Annotated in this window: 15 protein-coding genes and 1 riboswitch; of the genes, 9 read left to right on the top strand and 6 right to left on the bottom strand. The window is 59.9% G+C overall.

What is annotated here, in order from left to right; genetic code table 11:
* Positions 1–129 precede the first annotated feature (129 nt).
* Positions 130–1,809, top strand: a complete 1,680-nt coding sequence (ligB, locus tag ASC74_RS02670; protein ID WP_056739022.1) for an NAD-dependent DNA ligase LigB — start codon at positions 130–132, stop codon at positions 1,807–1,809.
* A 99-nt stretch (positions 1,810–1,908) separates the two neighbouring features.
* On the top strand, positions 1,909–2,304 hold the full coding sequence (locus ASC74_RS02665) for a DUF1090 domain-containing protein (protein ID WP_008151994.1): 396 nt from the start codon (positions 1,909–1,911) through the stop codon (positions 2,302–2,304).
* A 3-nt stretch (positions 2,305–2,307) separates the two neighbouring features.
* On the opposite strand, the gene ASC74_RS02660 is transcribed toward ASC74_RS02665, so the two are convergent.
* A complete protein-coding gene (locus ASC74_RS02660; protein ID WP_056739021.1) occupies positions 2,308–2,757 on the bottom strand; it encodes a c-type cytochrome in 450 nt (149 codons plus the stop codon).
* Positions 2,758–2,885: 128 nt separating this feature from the next.
* On the opposite strand from ASC74_RS02660, the gene mltA reads away from it, so the two are divergent.
* On the top strand, positions 2,886–4,058 hold the full coding sequence (mltA, locus tag ASC74_RS02655) for a murein transglycosylase A (protein ID WP_056739019.1): 1,173 nt from the start codon (positions 2,886–2,888) through the stop codon (positions 4,056–4,058).
* Between the two features lie 97 nt (positions 4,059–4,155).
* Here mltA and ASC74_RS02650 read toward each other — a convergent pair whose 3' ends face one another.
* Together ASC74_RS02650 and ASC74_RS02645 are read right to left on the bottom strand one after the other, a co-directional pair.
* On the bottom strand, positions 4,156–4,539 hold the full coding sequence (locus ASC74_RS02650; protein WP_056739017.1) for an MAPEG family protein: 384 nt from the start codon (positions 4,537–4,539) through the stop codon (positions 4,156–4,158).
* Positions 4,540–4,579: 40 nt separating this feature from the next.
* The gene (locus tag ASC74_RS02645; RefSeq protein ID WP_056739015.1) at positions 4,580–5,413 is read right to left on the bottom strand and encodes an EamA family transporter; all 834 of its coding nucleotides are present in this window, start codon (positions 5,411–5,413) and stop codon (positions 4,580–4,582) included.
* A gap of 236 nt (positions 5,414–5,649) precedes the next feature.
* Here ASC74_RS02645 and ASC74_RS02640 point away from each other — a divergent pair, with 236 nt between their 5' ends.
* Positions 5,650–6,819 carry an MFS transporter gene (locus tag ASC74_RS02640; RefSeq protein WP_056739013.1) on the top strand — a complete coding sequence of 390 codons (1,170 nt, stop codon included), beginning with the start codon at positions 5,650–5,652 and terminating at the stop codon, positions 6,817–6,819.
* A gap of 179 nt (positions 6,820–6,998) precedes the next feature.
* Complete coding sequence (locus tag ASC74_RS02635) at positions 6,999–8,264, top strand: cation:proton antiporter (protein WP_056739011.1); 1,266 nt, start codon at positions 6,999–7,001, stop codon at positions 8,262–8,264.
* Here ASC74_RS02635 and ASC74_RS02630 read toward each other — a convergent pair whose 3' ends face one another.
* Both ASC74_RS02630 and ASC74_RS02625 read right to left on the bottom strand, forming a co-directional pair.
* Complete coding sequence (locus tag ASC74_RS02630) at positions 8,265–9,152, bottom strand: formate/nitrite transporter family protein (protein WP_046045262.1); 888 nt, start codon at positions 9,150–9,152, stop codon at positions 8,265–8,267.
* Between the two features lie 205 nt (positions 9,153–9,357).
* Positions 9,358–9,762 carry an acyl-CoA thioesterase gene (locus tag ASC74_RS02625; protein WP_033060418.1) on the bottom strand — a complete coding sequence of 135 codons (405 nt, stop codon included), beginning with the start codon at positions 9,760–9,762 and terminating at the stop codon, positions 9,358–9,360.
* A gap of 198 nt (positions 9,763–9,960) precedes the next feature.
* A riboswitch (S-adenosyl-L-homocysteine riboswitch) is annotated at positions 9,961–10,063 on the top strand.
* A 23-nt stretch (positions 10,064–10,086) separates the two neighbouring features.
* Here ASC74_RS02625 and ahcY point away from each other — a divergent pair.
* The 4 genes from ahcY to ASC74_RS02605 all read left to right on the top strand — a co-directional run bounded on the left by ahcY (position 10,087) and on the right by ASC74_RS02605 (position 15,622).
* Positions 10,087–11,496 carry an adenosylhomocysteinase gene (gene ahcY / locus ASC74_RS02620; protein ID WP_056739009.1) on the top strand — a complete coding sequence of 470 codons (1,410 nt, stop codon included), beginning with the start codon at positions 10,087–10,089 and terminating at the stop codon, positions 11,494–11,496.
* Between the two features lie 160 nt (positions 11,497–11,656).
* Positions 11,657–12,502, top strand: a complete 846-nt coding sequence (metF, locus tag ASC74_RS02615) for a methylenetetrahydrofolate reductase [NAD(P)H] (protein ID WP_056739007.1) — start codon at positions 11,657–11,659, stop codon at positions 12,500–12,502.
* Positions 12,503–12,699: 197 nt separating this feature from the next.
* A complete protein-coding gene (locus ASC74_RS02610; RefSeq protein WP_056739005.1) occupies positions 12,700–13,515 on the top strand; it encodes a substrate-binding periplasmic protein in 816 nt (271 codons plus the stop codon).
* Between the two features lie 223 nt (positions 13,516–13,738).
* Positions 13,739–15,622 carry a DEAD/DEAH box helicase gene (locus ASC74_RS02605; RefSeq protein WP_056739003.1) on the top strand — a complete coding sequence of 628 codons (1,884 nt, stop codon included), beginning with the start codon at positions 13,739–13,741 and terminating at the stop codon, positions 15,620–15,622.
* 162 nt (positions 15,623–15,784) lie between these two features.
* Here ASC74_RS02605 and ASC74_RS02600 read toward each other — a convergent pair whose 3' ends face one another.
* Complete coding sequence (locus tag ASC74_RS02600; RefSeq protein ID WP_033060424.1) at positions 15,785–16,378, bottom strand: YceI family protein; 594 nt, start codon at positions 16,376–16,378, stop codon at positions 15,785–15,787.
* Positions 16,379–16,397 lie beyond the last annotated feature (19 nt).

Genomic DNA, 16,397 nt, shown 5'->3' with positions numbered 1-16,397 from the left:
CGGTTCGCCGTGCGGGGCTTTTTATTGTCCGTTTTCCAGAGGCTGACACACGCTGAAAAACAGCCGGACCTCTCATCCTGACAATCCGTCCTAGCCTTCAAGCATTCCACTTGAGCAAGGACGCTCACGATGCCGCTCGACCTGCGCGTGTTTTTCAGTTTTCTACTGATGATTTTCTGCCTGACCACCCACGCTACCAATTGCCCCGACTGGCCACCCGCACGCGCCCTGGACGAAATCACGTCACTGCAGAAACAAATCGACCTCTGGGACGACAGCTATCACCGGGGCGGCCGTTCATTGGTCGCCGATGAACTCTACGATCAGTCTCGTGCGCGATTGACCGAATGGCGCACTTGTTTCGACCTGGCCCCATCCGCGGAACCGTTGCGTACCGCGGGCGGCACGATGCCTCATCCCATCGCCCACACGGGTCTGGAAAAACTCCACGATGGTCGCGCCGTCGAAGCCTGGCTAAAAGGACGGAGCGATGTCTGGATTCAGCCCAAGATCGACGGCGTGGCGGTGACGCTGATCTACCGCAAAGGCCTGCTGACTCAGGCAATCAGCCGCGGTGACGGAACAAATGGCCAGGACTGGACGGCTTCGGCGCGCCAGATCGCCGCCATCCCCCAACAATTGCCAGAGCCGCTGGACCTGCTGCTGCAAGGTGAACTCTATTGGCGCCTGACCGACCACGTACAGGCCCGTGCGGGCAGCCTCAATGCACGCGCCACAGTGGCCGGCTTGATGGCTCGCAAAAAGTTAAGCACTGAGCAAGCCGCCGGGATCGGCCTGTTTGTCTGGGACTGGCCCCAAGGCCCGGCCAGTTTGCCCGCCCGCGTCGCAGCCCTGGATGAGTTGGGCTTTCCGAGCACCGCAGCTTACAGTCACTCGATCACGGTATTTGCCGACGCTGAACGCTGGCGCGATCACTGGTATCGCTCGCCCATGCCCTTCACCAGCGATGGCATCGTCCTGCGCCAGGATCAGCGTCCACCCGCCGAGCGCTGGCAGGCTAAACCGCCTTATTGGAGCGTCGCCTGGAAATACCCTTTTGCCCAGGCCCTGGCCGAGGTGCGCAAAGTCCATTTCAAGATTGGACGGACCGGACGAATCACCCCGGTACTGGAACTGACGCCGGTAATGCTCGATGACCGGCAGATCAAGCGAGTCAGTGTGAGCTCACTGCAACGCTGGGAAGCACTTGATATCCGGCCCGGAGATCAGGTCGCCATCAGCCTGGCAGGCCTGACCATTCCCAGGCTTGACGGCGTCATGCTGCGCAGTACCGAACGCGCTGAATTGAGCGTACCGCTGGCGGAGGACTTTCATCATTTGAGTTGCTGGCAGCCGACACCGGGGTGCGAAAGCCAATTCCTCGCCCGACTGACCTGGCTCAGCGGCAAGCAGGGACTGGCCCTGCCCCATGTCGGTCCCGGCACTTGGGAGAAACTTTTCGAAACAGGCCGCCTGAATGGCCTGCTGGATTGGTTGACCCTCGATGCTCAAGAGCTTGCTAACATTGACGGCTTCGGCGAACGCAGCAGCGCTCGTCTTTTGAACAGTTTCAACAGTGCCCGACAACGCCCTTTCGCTCGCTGGCTCAAAGCCCTGGGTTTACCGCCGACCGGCCAGGCGCGGCTCGCCGATTCATGGCAGGAACTGGCACAACGAAATATCGAACAATGGCAGGCAGAAGCCGGCATCGGCCCGGGACGCGCAGCGCAATTGAGCGCATTTTTCCGCGACCCGCAGGTCCTGGCCTTGAGTGAAACATTACGTGTTGCGGGGATTGACGGTTTTTAGCGGCCGGCGATGCTCGGGAACCCGGGAACCCAATGGTGCCGCCGGGCTCAAACACCCCATCGCCACATCGACCCGATCGCTTTTTCACATGGAGCTTTTATGAAACTTCTTTCACCGCTCGCCCTGTTGACCCTTTGCAGCGTGCTGGCCGCTCCACTGATGGCCGCCGAAGAAGCTCCAGGGCTGACCGGCTGCGCCGCAAAGAAGCAGGGCATCATCAATCAGATTGAACTGGCCAAGTCTCACGGTAACGCCGATCAGCAGGCAGGCCTTGAAACGGCACTGAGCGAAGTCACGGCTCATTGCACCGATGCCTCCCTGAAGAAAGAACGGGAAAACAAGGTGCTCGACGCCAAGCACGAAGTCAGCAAGCGTCAGGCTGATCTGGACAAGGCCATGAAGAAAGGCGACGCCGAGAAGATCAACAAGCGCAAAGACAAACTCGCCGAGTCCCGCAAGGAATTGCAGGACGCACTTGATGAGCTGGATAAGTAAGGATCAGTGATCCCGAAACTCTTTATGGCAGGCACTGCAGGCATCTTCGACCTTCTGCACCGCCGGCCCAAGGTTACTGGCCTTGTAAGGCTGAACCTTGCTGGCAATCACCAAGTCACCGGTGGCGGCTTCAAGGGTGCGAGCCATGTCCTGAAAGTGTTCCTGTTTCTGCCAGACATCGCTCTTGGCGCTGGTGTGATCTTCTTCGCGCACCTGCGGGAAATGTTTCCAGGGTTCACGGGACAACGCATCGAGCTTCACGGCACCGTCAGCGAATTTCGGACCGTCAAACGGGATGCGGCCACGCAACATGCCGCCCAGGTCTTCGCCGGTCTTGAGCATTTGCTTGAAGATCGCCTTGCGCTGGCCCAGCGGCGAGTTGGGATCGACACCACCGCAGGCAGACAACGTCAGGCAGGCCAGCAATACAACAGAAAGTCTTTTAAGAGTCATGGTGGCTTCAAGTCACGGGAAACGGCGGCCAGTATCCTCGCGTCATCGGCAAAGACCAATAGCCCTATTATCAATACGGGTTGTTTGAGCGCATGGAGCACTCAGGCAACCGACAAAGGAATTACTCCATGAACAGCCGTTTCAAGGCATGGCGTCACAACCTCGCCTGGACCCTTCCGATGGTGGCCGTGCTTGCGGGCTGCACCGGTGGCGACAACAACCAACCGAAAACCCACGCCCTGGCCACCTACTCCAGCGCCACGTGGGAAGCACTTCCGACGGTGTCCGACAACGACCTGGTCGCCGGCTTCGGTTCGTGGCGCAGCGCCTGCACCCGGCTCAAAGCCGACCCGGTGTGGGGCTCGACGTGTGCGGCTGCCGCCAACGTGCCGCAAACCGCCAGCGACATTCGTGGCTTCCTCAAGCAGAACCTCGACGTTTACGGCCTGCGCGCCGCCAATGACAATCCCAGCGGCTTGATCACCGGCTATTACGAGCCGGTCTACCCCGGCAGCCTGACCCAGACCGAAGTGGCGAACATCCCGGTGTACGGTGTGCCCGAGGACATGATCATCGTCTCTCTGGACAGCATTTATCCGGAACTCAAAGGCAAACGCCTGCGCGGACGACTCGAAGGTCGCGTGCTCAAGCCTTACGACGATGCGGCCACGATTGAAACCAAAGGGGTCAAGGCACCGGTTGTTGCCTGGCTGACCGACCCGATGAACCTGCAATTTCTGCAAATCCAGGGCTCGGGTCGTATCCAGCTCGATGATGGCCGCCAGTTGCGCATCGCGTATGCCGACCAGAACGGTCACCCGTATCGACCGATCGGCCGCTGGCTGGTGGACCAGGGCGAGCTGAAAAAAGAAGAAGTGACCATGGGCGCCATCAGCCATTGGGCCAAGGCCAATCCGACGCGCATTCCGGAACTGCTGGGCAGCAACCCCAGCTACGTATTCTTCACCCGCAACCCGGACAGCAACGAAGGACCTCGCGGCTCGCTGAACGTACCGCTGACCGCCGGCTACAGCGCGGCGGTGGATCGCAAAGTGATTCCGCTGGGCAGTCTGTTGTGGTTATCGACCACTAAACCGGACGGTACCGCACTGGTACGCCCGGTTGCCGCTCAGGACACCGGCGGCGCAATTGCCGGTGAAGTCCGTGCAGACCTGTTCTGGGGCACCGGCGAGGCGGCCGGGCAATTGGCTGGCGACATGAAACAACAAGGGCAGATCTGGATGCTCTGGCCTAAAGGCGCAGCCCTGCCTCAAGTGCCGCAGGTGACCGACAAGCTTTAAAGTCAAAAGATCGCTGGCGTCGCCTGCTCCTACAGAATCGTATTCACACCCGATCAAAGTAGGAGCTGCCGAAGGCTGCGATCTTTCGAGCTTGCTCTTAAACCGACACCACAAAGAAACTGACGATCAACCCCATCCCCACCAACCACATCAGCGACCGCAAAATCGCCCAGTCCGCCAAGTAGCAAATGATGTACAGCAGCCGACTGGTGATGAACAACACCGCCAGCACATTGATCGTCACCAGTTCGGCATTGCCGGCCAGGTGCGCAACGATCACCGCCGCCGCGAACGCGGGAATCACTTCAAGACTGTTCAAATGTGCCGTATACGCGCGTCGGCCCAAACCATTCAGTGACTCGAGAAAGTCACGGGGGTCATAGTTGTCTTTCAGTCTGAACCCGCCACAGGCCCTGGCGATGCCCGTGCAGATATAGGGCAGGAAAATCGCGATCAAAATGCACCACAGAGCAACCGTCATATCGCAATCCCTTCTTCAAGTTTCAAGAGTCGAGCTCCAGTCAAAACTTCATCACCAGCATGCCGATCAGTACCAACCCACAGGCTAAGAGCCGTGGCCTGCCGAAAGGTTCTTTCAGGTAACGCATGCCGAACAGCACCACCAGAATTACGCTGATTTCGCGCAATGCCGCCGCTTCGGCAATCGAGCCCAGCTGCATGGCCCACAGCACCAGAGCGTAGCTGAACAACACGCAAAACCCGACCGCCAACCCCAGTCGCCACTGTTCACGCCAGAACAACATGAAGGCCGGTCGCTTACGCACCAGCGCCAGTAACGGGAACGGCCAGGCGCTGAGCAACGTGACCCACACCAGGTAATCCAGCGGATGCGACCAGCGCCGCAACGCCTGGCCATCGATGAAGGTGTAGCAGCCGATGCACAGGCCGATCAACGCCACCACCGGCAGCATCGACCACGGCAATCGCGCTCCGCCGCCGCCCTGCCAGAGCAGGCAAAGCATGCCGAACGGGATCAGCAGAATCCCGAAGATCTGCTGGTTCGTCAGCACTTCCCCGGCAAAAATCAGCGTCAGTGCCAGCACTACCAGCGGCGACAAGCCACGCATCAGCGGATAGACCAGCCCGAGATCACCAACCCGATAGGCCTGGATCAGCAAATAGCGATAGAGCAATTCAAACGCCGCCGACGCCAGAATCCACGGCCAGATGTCCAGGGGTGGCAACGCCACGAACGGCAGCATCAGCGCGACAAACAGCATTGCAACGCTGTCCATGCAGGCCACCACCAGCAGCCGTTCCGCACTGAATTTGATCAGGGTATTCCACGCCGCGTGCAACAGCGCCGCTACTAACACCAGTGATGTTGCAAGCACGGCACACTCCTTTTGTTGACCGCCCCCCTCCCATGCTCCTTTCTACATGAAGCAGGGGGGAGATAATTGATTCGCCATATATCAGCAGCTGTTTATACTGCAAGCGACCACGCCGCACTCAGTTGCGCACAGACTAATTCCAATAAATTTTTGCCACCGCCCGCTCTCGTCGAGAACGGGCGTCGGCATGCGTATGCCTGATCAGAGCGTCAAGACTACCGACAGAGACCATGCGCATGCCACTCGCCTTGCTTGCCCTCGCTGTTGCCGCGTTCGGCATCGGCACCACTGAGTTCGTCATCATGGGCTTGCTGCCCGATGTCGCCCGCGACCTCGCCGTGAGCATTCCCCACGCGGGTCTGCTGATCACCGGCTACGCCTTGGGCGTGGTGTTCGGTGCGCCGATCCTCGCGGTCGGCACCGCCAACATGCCGCGTAAAGCCACGCTGCTGGGCATGACCCTGATGTTCATCCTCGGCAACATTCTTTGTGCATTGGCGCCGAACTACGCCACGCTGATGGCCGCGCGGGTGGTCACCGCGCTCTGCCATGGTGCGTTCTTCGGCATCGGTTCGGTGGTCGCCGCCGGTTTGGTGGCACCGAACAAACGCGCCCAGGCAATTGCGATGATGTTCACCGGCCTGACGCTAGCCAATGTGCTGGGCGTGCCATTGGGCACCGCGCTCGGGCAATACGCCGGCTGGCGCTCGACGTTCTGGGCGGTGTCGGTAATCGGCGTGATTGCTGCGATTGCGCAGTGGGTCTGGTTGCCGAAGGACATCGCCATGGACAAGGCCAACCTCGCCAGCGAGTTCAAAGTACTGGGCAAGGTCAACGTGTTGCTGGCGCTGGGCATGAGCGTGCTGGCTTCGACCAGCCTGTTCAGCGTCTTCACTTACATTGCCCCCATCCTGCAAGACATAACCGGCGTCAGCCCGCATGGCGTGACCATCATGCTGCTGCTATTCGGGGTCGGATTGACCGCGGGCAGCATCCTCGGCGGTCGCTTGGCTGACAGTCGATTGCTGCCGTCGCTGGTGGGCATGGCGTTGGCCGTGCTGGTTGTGCTGGCCGCCTTCACACAGACCAGTCACTCGGTGATCCCGGCAGCGATCACGCTGGTGTTGTGGGGCATCTTCGCGTTTGCCCTGTGCCCGATTTTGCAACTGCTGATCATCGATCAGGCCCATGAAGCGCCGAATCTGGGCTCAACGTTGAACCAGAGCGCGTTCAACCTCGGCAACGCGGCAGGTGCGTGGATTGGCGGATTGGTGGTCGCCAGTGGAGCGGATCTGGCGGACTTGCCGTGGACCGGCGCGCTGGTCAGTGGCTTGACGGTGCTGACGGCGCTTTTCTACATCTATCTGCAACGTCGCGGGGCTGCTGCGGTCAATGTGCCCGGCTGATTAACTGCATCGCCCATGACAATGCTTTCGCGAGCAAGCCCGCTCCCACAGTGGATCTCCAGTGAACACAGATATTGTGAGCTACCGAAATCCAATGTGGGAGCGGGCTTGCTCGCGAAGAAGCTGACGCGGTGCACCTGCCCAAACCTTTTCCTCCAACTCCCATCCAAGGACCCCGGATGCTTGAACTTGTCGCTGCATTTATCTGCCTCACCACGCTCCTCACCTACGTGAATTTCCGCTTCATCGGCCTGCCCCCGACCATCGGCGTCATGGTCACCGCGCTGATGTTTTCCCTGCTGCTGCAAGGCTTGAGTTTCATCGGCTACCCCGGTCTCGAAGATCGTGTGCAACAGCTGATCGGCCAGATCGACTTCGGCGATCTGCTGATGAACTGGATGCTGTCCTTCCTGCTGTTTGCCGGCGCCCTGCACGTCAACCTGAATGACCTGCGCAGCCATCGCTGGCCCATCGGTTTGTTGGCAACCTTCGGCGTGTTGATCGCCACCGCCGTGATCGGCAGCCTCGCCTATTACATTTTTGCCCTGTTCGGCTGGCACGTGAGTTTCCTTTATTGCCTGCTGTTCGGCGCGCTGATCTCCCCCACCGACCCGATCGCGGTCCTCGGCGTACTGCGGACCGCCAACGCCTCCAAGCCACTGAAAACCACCATCGTCGGCGAGTCGCTGTTCAACGATGGCACCGCCGTGGTGGTGTTCACCGTGTTGCTGGGCATCGCGCAACTCGGCGAAACCCCGACCGTCGGCGCCACGGCCATGCTGTTCGTCCACGAGGCGATTGGCGGCGTGCTGTTTGGTGGGCTGATCGGTTACCTGGTGTACCTGATGATCAAGAGCATCGAGCAGCATCAGATCGAGGTGATGTTGACCCTGGCGCTGGTGATCGGCGGCTCGGCCATGGCGTCGGAACTGCACGTCTCCGCTCCGATCGCGATGGTGGTCGCGGGCCTGATCATCGGCAACCTGGGCCGCAATCTGGCGATGAACGACATGACTCGCAAGTACCTGGACGGTTTCTGGGAATTGCTCGATGACATGCTCAACGCCCTGCTATTCGCACTGATCGGCATGGAGTTGTTGCTGCTGCCGTTCAACTGGTTGCACGTACTGGCGGCGAGTTTGCTGGCGCTGGCGATTCTGCTTTCGCGCCTGCTGACGGTGGCGCCGGCCATTGTGTTGTTGCGGCGCTGGCGCACAGTGCCGCGCGGGACGATCCGGATTCTGACCTGGGGTGGTTTGCGCGGGGGTGTTTCGGTGGCACTGGCCCTGGCCTTGCCGCTGGGTCCGGAGCGTGACTTGCTGCTGAGCATCACCTACATCGTGGTGCTGTCGTCGATCCTGTTGCAGGGTTTGAGCATTGGCAAACTGGTCAAGCACGTGACCAAGGATGAGCCTGCGCCAGCGGCACAGGCCGAACATCACTGACTACTTTTTGGTCTTCTGCGGGTCGGGCTCAGGGCCTTGATCCGTAGACTTCTTCGGCGGCCCGCTCTCGCTGCGAATCTGTGCATGGCTGATCAGCGCGAAGATGAAGCTGCCGCCGATGATGTTCCCCGCCAGCGTCGGCCCGGCGAACACCAGCCAGAAATCCTTCCACGGCAACTCACCGGCAAACACCAGATACGAGACCTCGGCCGAACCGACCACGATATGGGTGAAATCCCCCAGCGCCATGAGGTAGGTGATGAGGATGATGATCCACATCTTCGCGCTCTCCATGGACGGAATCATCCAGACCATGGTGGCGATCATCCAGCCCGACACAATGCCTTTGGCGAACATCTGGCTGGCGTCGTTCTCCATGATCTTGCGCCCGATATCGAGGAAGGCCAGGTCGGTCTTGCTGTCGAAAATCGGCAGATTCAGCATCACATACGCCACCAGCAACGTGCCGCAGAGGTTGCCCACCAGCACCACCGACCACAGGCGTAGCAACCGACCGAAATTGCTCAGTGTGGGTTTGGTCATGATCGGCAGCACCGCCGTCAGGGTGTTCTCGGTGAACAACTGCTGACGGGCGAGGATCACCGCGAGAAAGCCTGCGCAGTAACCGAAACTGGCGATCACCTTAAAGCCTTCGCCGTCCGGCAGACGGGAATTGAGCAGCCCCATGGCCATCAGCGACAGGCCCATGGTCAGGCCGGCGGCCAGCGCCGACCACCACAAGGCGGCGACACTGCGCTCGAGTTCCTGATCGCCCTGGGTGCGGATGATTTCGTGCAGCACCGCCGCCCGCGGTGGCTGGCTCTTTTCGACGTCGTGCTGCTCTTCAGGCGAGAGGTTCGGGGTCTTGCCGTCTTTTTGCGCGTCCATAAAGCTCCGGAACCAGTGGCGTGTCATGTAGGTACGACACGCAGGGTTCGGCGCTGTTCAGTGGTCAGCCAAATCATCGTTGACCGGTAGACCGCCTTCGCGAGCAAGCCCGCTCCCACAGTGGATCTCAGTCGTTAACAGCGTTTGTGTTCGCTGAAGATCAAATGTGGGAGCGGGCTTGCTCGCGAAGGGCGCACCGCCGATCTCACTCGCTGGCGACATCATCCTTGAACTGGTCTTTGACGTACGTGATCTCGGTCCGGCCGTGCGGCGCAGGCAAGCCGTCTTCGCCCAGATTGACGAAGACAATCTTCTCCACCGTCAGGATGCTTTTGCGAGTGATCTTGTTACGCACTTCGCACTTCAGGGTGATGGAGGTGCGACCGAACTCGGTGGCGGTGATGCCCAGTTCGATGATGTCGCCCTGGCGCGAGGCGCTGACGAAGTTGATCTCGGAAATGTACTTGGTGACCACTCGCTGATTGCCCAATTGGACGATGGCGTAAATCGCCGCTTCTTCGTCGAGCCAGCGCAACAGGCTGCCGCCGAACAGCGTGCCGTTGGGGTTGAGGTCTTCGGGTTTTACCCATTTGCGGGTGTGGAAATTCATATTCACTCCTGAGCGTCTTGCCGAATGATGGTAGGCATCATGGCAGAGCCCGACCTAGAGCTCTATCAAGCATCGGCTATGGCCTCGATTACCGTTCAGACATTGACCAACAGAAACGCTTTGGAAGTATCGCTCACACGGCTATAATCGCCACCGTTTCAAAACGGTAACGTTCCATTGATACCGTTTTCCCGCCACCTGTCCGAGGGGCGCTGCAGCAGGTTCGACCTGTCAGGCTCGGATGGGGCGTTGCTTGACCGTTATCGGTCAGACACTAAACGCACAACGGCGCCCATTCGCATACATTACGAATGGAGGCTCATCATGAGCGCTGTTATCACGCCTGCAGATTTTAACGATTACAAAGTTGCCGACATGTCCCTGGCTGCCTGGGGCCGTCGCGAAACCATCATCGCCGAATCCGAAATGCCAGCCCTGATGGGTCTGCGCCGCAAATACGCCGGTGAGCAGCCGCTCAAAGGCGCGAAGATCCTCGGCTGCATCCACATGACCATTCAGACTGCCGTGCTGATCGAAACCCTGGTTGCCCTGGGTGCCGAAGTACGCTGGTCGTCCTGCAACATTTTCTCGACTCAAGACCAGGCCGCTGCCGCTATCGCCGCTGCCGGTATCCCGGTTTTCGCCTGGAAAGGCGAAACTGAAGAAGAGTACGAGTGGTGCCTGGAGCAAACCATCCTCAAAGATGGCACGCCTTGGGATGCCAACATGATCCTCGACGACGGCGGCGACCTGACCGAGCTGCTGCACAAGAAATACCCGGCGATCCTGGACCGCGTCCACGGCGTCACCGAAGAAACCACCACTGGCGTTCACCGCCTGCTGGACATGCTGGCCAAGGGCGAGCTGAAAATCCCGGCCATCAACGTCAATGACTCGGTAACCAAGAGCAAGAACGACAACAAGTACGGCTGCCGTCACAGCCTGAACGATGCGATCAAGCGTGGTACCGACCACCTGTTGTCCGGCAAGCAAGCGCTGGTCATCGGTTACGGTGACGTGGGCAAGGGTTCGGCCCAGTCCCTGCGTCAGGAAGGCATGATCGTTAAAGTCTCCGAAGTCGACCCGATCTGCGCCATGCAAGCCTGCATGGACGGTTACGAGCTGGTTTCGCCGTTCATCGACGGTATCAACAACGGCACTGAAGCAAGCATCGACAAAGCGCTGCTGGGCAAGATCGACCTGATCGTGACCACCACCGGTAACGTCAACGTTTGCGACGCGAACATGCTCAAAGCCCTGAAGAAGCGCGCTGTTGTCTGCAACATCGGCCACTTCGACAACGAAATCGACACCGCTTTCATGCGCAAGAACTGGGCATGGGAAGAAGTGAAGCCACAGGTTCACAAGATCCACCGTACCGGCCCTGGCGCATTCGACGCTCAGAACGACGACTACCTGATCCTGCTGGCCGAAGGCCGTCTGGTTAACCTGGGTAACGCAACCGGCCACCCGAGCCGCATCATGGACGGTTCGTTCGCCAACCAGGTTCTGGCTCAGATCTTCCTGTTCGGCCAGAAGTACGCCGACCTGTCGCCAGCCCAGAAAGCCGAGCGCCTGACCGTTGAAGTACTGCCGAAGAAACTCGACGAAGAAGTGGCCCTGGAAATGGTTCGCGGTTTCGGCGGCGTTGTGACTCAACTGACCAAGACCCAGGCCGACTACATCGGCGTGACCGTTGAAGGTCCGTTCAAGCCGCACGCTTACCGCTACTGATTGGACCTGCTGCCTGCTCTCCCTTGTGGGAGCGGGCTTGCTCGCGAAGGCGGTTTATCATTCAACATTAATGTCGTCTGACCCACCGCATTCGCGAGCAAGCCCGCTCCCACATTGGGACGTGCAAGCCTCCGGCTTACGTGCTTCCAAGGATATGACCATGTCCCAAGAACGTCGCTACAGCTTCGAGTTCTTCCCTACGAAGACCGACGCTGGGCATGAAAAACTGATCGCTACTGCCCGTCATCTGGCGACCTACAACCCTGACTTCTTCTCCTGCACCTACGGCGCTGGTGGTTCGACCCGTGATCGCACCCTCAACACCGTGTTGCAGCTCGAAAGCGAAGTCAAAGTCCCTGCCGCACCGCATTTGTCCTGCGTTGGCGACAGCAAGGACGACTTGCGTGGCCTGCTGACCCAATACAAGGCGGCCGGCATCACCCGTATCGTTGCCCTGCGCGGTGACCTGCCTTCCGGCATGGGCATGGCCAGTGGTGAAATGCGCCACGCCAATGACCTGGTTGAATTCATTCGTGAAGAGACTGGCGATCATTTCCACATCGAAGTCGCTGCCTACCCGGAAATGCACCCGCAAGCGCGCAATTTCGAAGACGATCTGACCAACTTCGTGCGCAAGGCCAACGCTGGCGCCAACAGTGCGATCACCCAGTACTTCTTCAACGCCGACAGCTACTTCTACTTCGTCGAGCGTGTACGGGCGATGGGCGTGAACATCCCGATCGTTCCGGGGATCATGCCGATCACCAACTACAGCAAGCTGGCGCGCTTCTCCGATGCCTGCGGTGCGGAAATCCCGCGCTGGATCCGCAAGCAGCTGGAAGCCTACGGCGACGACACCCAAAGCATTCAAAGCTTTGGTGAGCAAGTCATCACCGAGATGTGCGAACGCCTGCTGCAGGGTGGCGCTCCAGGGCTGCACTTCTACACGCTGAACCAGGCCGAACCGAGCCTGGCGGTGTGGAACAATCTGAAGTTGCCGCGCTAAAAGCAAGACCAAAAGATCGCAACCTCGTTTCACTCGACAGCTCCTACAGGGCACGCAATCCCCTGTAGGCGCTGTCGAGTGAAACGAGGCTGCGATCTTTTGCTTTTAACGCCCTTTTATTGTGCAGCAACACTCTGAGTTAGAGCTTCTGGATCCCGTTTCTGGCTCTTTCCGGTTTCTCGTCGTAATCTCAAGCCATGCCTTTGATCGCGCAGTTACTGACCGTGTTTCTTTTTACTTGCCTGAGCTTCGCCGCTCAGGGCGAGAAGCTGCGCATTGTCACCGAACCCTGGGCGCCGTACGTGTATGAGGAAAACGGCAAATCCCTGGGACTGGACTACGAAACCACCGCCATCGTCTTCAAACGCCTGGGCATCGAAGTGGATTGGCAGTTCCTGCCGTGGAAACGCTGCCTGTCGATGCTCGAAACGGGCCAGGCAGACGGCGCGCTGGACATCTTCCACAGCGATGAGCGCGACGCCACCCTGCTCTACCCCGGCGAGCCGCTGTCAGAAGTGGAATTCGTGATGTTCTACGCCAATGAACGGCCCCACCCTTTCCGCACCCTGGCCGACCTGAAAGGGCTGACCATCGGCACTTCCCCAGGCTATCTGTACAGCCAGGACTTTCGCGAGTCGACCCTGTTCACTCGCGAGCCAGCGCCGACCCATGAAGCCAACTTCGGCAAACTGGTACGCGGACGGATCGACCTGCTGATCACTGATCGCAGGGTCGGTCAGCACCTGCTCGACGAATTGGGCATCCGCGACAAGATTACCGAGAACCCGACCGTCATCAGCCACCAGAGCCAGTTCCTGGCAGTACGCCGCAACGCCGGCATGGACTTGTTGGTGCAGCGCTTCGGCGCCGAACTCAAACGCTTCAAGCGCGAGCCTGCGTACGCTGAATTGAGCGCCCGTTATGGCGCCGATCCGGCTGCCGAGGTAAAAACCACCAGAACCACCGCCGCCAATGGAAAAACCGTTGAGCAGCAGGAAAGCGGCGCGCAGTGATTGCTCTGTTATACTCCGGCCTTCCCGCCAGGCTCACGCCCGGACGCTCGGACTTGTTCAAGGCATCTCGACCCCGCTACAGCGCAGCTTTTCAGCCCGCGCGAGCACTCCAGATGAGCCTTCTTGGCCCAGCAGGACCGGACGGGATTGCGTTCCTCTTAAACGCCATTCGCGCCAGGCAAGACTCCCATTGGGCCAAGCCCTAACTAAAACAGGATTACTCATGTCCTTTGCTTCCCTCGGTCTCTCCGAGGCTTTAGTCCGCGCCATCGAGGCAGCGGGCTATACCGAGCCTACTCCGGTGCAACAGCGGGCCATTCCCGCCGTGTTGCAAGGTCGCGACCTGATGGTCGCGGCTCAGACAGGTACTGGCAAAACCGGCGGCTTCGCCCTTCCGATTCTGGAGCGGTTGTTCCCCAACGGTCACCCGGACAAATCCCAGCGTCACGGCCCGCGCCAACCGCGCGTACTGGTCCTGACCCCTACCCGCGAACTCGCGGCTCAAGTACACGAGAGCTTCAAGGTCTATGCCCGTGACCTGAAGTTCGTCAGCGCCTGCATCTTCGGCGGCGTCGGCATGAACCCACAGGTTCAGGCCATGTCCCGCGGTGTTGACGTGCTGGTGGCCTGCCCTGGCCGCCTGCTCGACCTCGCCGGTCAAGGCAGCGTCGATTTGTCCCACGTGGAAATCCTCGTGCTGGACGAAGCCGACCGCATGCTCGACATGGGCTTCGTCCATGACGTGAAAAAGGTCCTCGCCCGTCTGCCGAGCAAACGCCAGAACCTGCTGTTCTCGGCGACTTTCTCCAAAGACATCACCGACCTCGCCGGCAAGCTGCTGCACAACCCGGAACGCATCGAAGTCACGCCGCCGAACACCACGGTCGAGCGTATCGAACAGCGCGTATTCCGTCTGCCAGCCAACCACAAGCGTTCGCTGCTGGCCCACCTGATCACCGCTGGCGCCTGGGAACAGGTGCTGGTGTTCACCCGCACCAAGCACGGCGCCAACCGTCTGGCCGAGTACCTGGACAAACACGGCCTCAGCGCCGTTGCGATCCACGGTAACAAGAGCCAGAACGCTCGCACCAAAGCCCTGGCCGACTTCAAGGCTGGTGAAGTGCGCATCCTGGTCGCCACCGACATCGCCGCTCGCGGCCTGGACATCGATCAGTTGCCACACGTGGTCAACTTCGAACTGCCAAACGTCGACGAAGACTACGTTCACCGTATCGGCCGTACTGGCCGTGCCGGTCGTTCGGGCGAAGCGATCTCGCTGGTTGCTCCGGACGAAGAAAAGCTGCTGAAAAGCATCGAGCGCATGACCAAGCAGAAGATTGCCGACGGCAACCTGATGGGCTTCGATTCCAGCGCTGTAGAAGCCGAGAAACCTGAAGTTCGCGAGCGTCCGGATGTGCGTAACCCGCGCAACCCACGTGGCCCGCGCGGCGACGGTCCGAACGGCACCGGCGGTGGCGGCGGTCGTAAAGACAAAGGCAAGGACAAGGGCGGCAAGGAAAAACCTGCAGCCACTGGCCGTGGTGATCGTCCGGCGCGTGAACACAAGCCACGTGAAGGCACTCCGGCTCGCGAGCAACAGCGTCCAGCGCCACGCGCTGCTGCTGCAGACCGAGCTCCGGACGAGTTCCTGGACGACGATATCGATAACTTCGGTAACCGCGTCGACTACGTTCCCCAAGCCAAACCGGCTCAGGGCCGTGGCCGCCGTCCGGGTGCTCCGGCACAAGGCACGACAGCTGGCGCAGGTGCTCCGCGCACCGGCGGCGCCAAGCCTCAGGGTCGTCAAAGCGGCCCACGCAGCAGCGATGGCGCCACCACCGGCACTCCGCCGGCCAAGCGCAGCGGCCCACGCAACGGTGCTCCACGTGACGGCCAGGCCCGTCGCGAAGAGTCCCGCAACCGCCGCCCGGCCCGCACCGACGACCAGCCGCGTTCGGAACCGGCCGTGCAAAACCCGCGCGGCCCGGCACCGAAGATCATTCACAAGGAGTCGAAAACCGATCGTTTCCCGACTCCTGAGCAACTTGATCAACTGCCAGGCCGTCCGCGCGGCGAGAAACCAGCGTTGCTGACCCGCAATCGCTGATTTAACGCAGTAACAAAAAATGCCCCTGATCTCACGATCCGGGGCATTTTTGTTTGTGCTGCGAACTGCTTCTGTAGGAGCTGGCGAAGGCTCGGGCCGCGTTCGGACGATCTTTATAAGATCAAAAGATCGCAGCCTGCGGCAGCTCCTACTGTCTCAGCATTACTTCGCTTTCACACCTTCAAACGTCACGTACAACTCGACCGCGTCGGACTGTGGGCCCAGGTCTTTCTGCTTGCCGAAATCGGAGCGCTTGAGGTTGGTGGTGCCTTCGAAGCCAGCACGGTAGCCGCCCCACGGATCCTTGCCTTCACCCAGGAAAGTGGCCTTGACCACGATCGGCTTGGTCACGCCCGCGATAGTCAAGTTACCGCTCACGTCAGCAGTGTCTTTGCCAGCGGCGTTTTTGCCGGTGGATTTGACGCTGGTGGAAACAAACGTGGCTTTAGCGAATTTGCTCGCGTTCAGGAAATCGCCGCTGGCGATGTGCTTGTCACGTTCGGCGTTGTTGGTGAACACGCTGGCGGTGTTCACATTGAACTCGATCTTGCTGTCTTCTGGCTTGGCAGCGTCGAAGCTGAACTTGCCGTCGATATCCTTGAAGGTACCGGTGATGAAGCTGTAGCCCAGGTGGCTGATCTTGAAGTCAACGAAGGCGTGCTGGCCTTCCTTGTCGACGACGTAGTCAGCCGCCATCACGTTGGCGGACAGCAGAGCAGAACCGATTGCCAGAGCGGCGAGAGTCTTTTTCAACATGCTTTCTATTCCTTGGGAG

This window comes from Pseudomonas sp. Root329, assembly GCF_001424925.1.
Lineage (GTDB): Bacteria > Pseudomonadota > Gammaproteobacteria > Pseudomonadales > Pseudomonadaceae > Aquipseudomonas > Aquipseudomonas arabinosi.
The sequence above is the reverse complement of the archived record's forward strand: the minus strand, read 5'-3'. Positions and strand labels throughout refer to the sequence as shown.

Bases quoted from the DNA above. Each gene is read 5' to 3' on its own strand.
- ligB (WP_056739022.1), top strand. From the start codon at position 130: ATGCCGCTCGACCTGCGCGTGTTTTTCAGTTTTCTACTGATGATTTTC.
- ASC74_RS02665 (WP_008151994.1), top strand. From the start codon at position 1,909: ATGAAACTTCTTTCACCGCTCGCCCTGTTGACCCTTTGCAGCGTGCTG.
- ASC74_RS02660 (WP_056739021.1), bottom strand. From the start codon at position 2,757: ATGACTCTTAAAAGACTTTCTGTTGTATTGCTGGCCTGCCTGACGTTG.
- mltA (WP_056739019.1), top strand. From the start codon at position 2,886: ATGAACAGCCGTTTCAAGGCATGGCGTCACAACCTCGCCTGGACCCTT.
- ASC74_RS02650 (WP_056739017.1), bottom strand. From the start codon at position 4,539: ATGACGGTTGCTCTGTGGTGCATTTTGATCGCGATTTTCCTGCCCTAT.
- ASC74_RS02640 (WP_056739013.1), top strand. From the start codon at position 5,650: ATGCCACTCGCCTTGCTTGCCCTCGCTGTTGCCGCGTTCGGCATCGGC.
- ASC74_RS02635 (WP_056739011.1), top strand. From the start codon at position 6,999: ATGCTTGAACTTGTCGCTGCATTTATCTGCCTCACCACGCTCCTCACC.
- ASC74_RS02630 (WP_046045262.1), bottom strand. From the start codon at position 9,152: ATGGACGCGCAAAAAGACGGCAAGACCCCGAACCTCTCGCCTGAAGAG.
- ASC74_RS02625 (WP_033060418.1), bottom strand. From the start codon at position 9,762: ATGAATTTCCACACCCGCAAATGGGTAAAACCCGAAGACCTCAACCCC.
- ahcY (WP_056739009.1), top strand. From the start codon at position 10,087: ATGAGCGCTGTTATCACGCCTGCAGATTTTAACGATTACAAAGTTGCC.
- metF (WP_056739007.1), top strand. From the start codon at position 11,657: ATGTCCCAAGAACGTCGCTACAGCTTCGAGTTCTTCCCTACGAAGACC.
- ASC74_RS02610 (WP_056739005.1), top strand. From the start codon at position 12,700: ATGCCTTTGATCGCGCAGTTACTGACCGTGTTTCTTTTTACTTGCCTG.
- ASC74_RS02605 (WP_056739003.1), top strand. From the start codon at position 13,739: ATGTCCTTTGCTTCCCTCGGTCTCTCCGAGGCTTTAGTCCGCGCCATC.
- ASC74_RS02600 (WP_033060424.1), bottom strand. From the start codon at position 16,378: ATGTTGAAAAAGACTCTCGCCGCTCTGGCAATCGGTTCTGCTCTGCTG.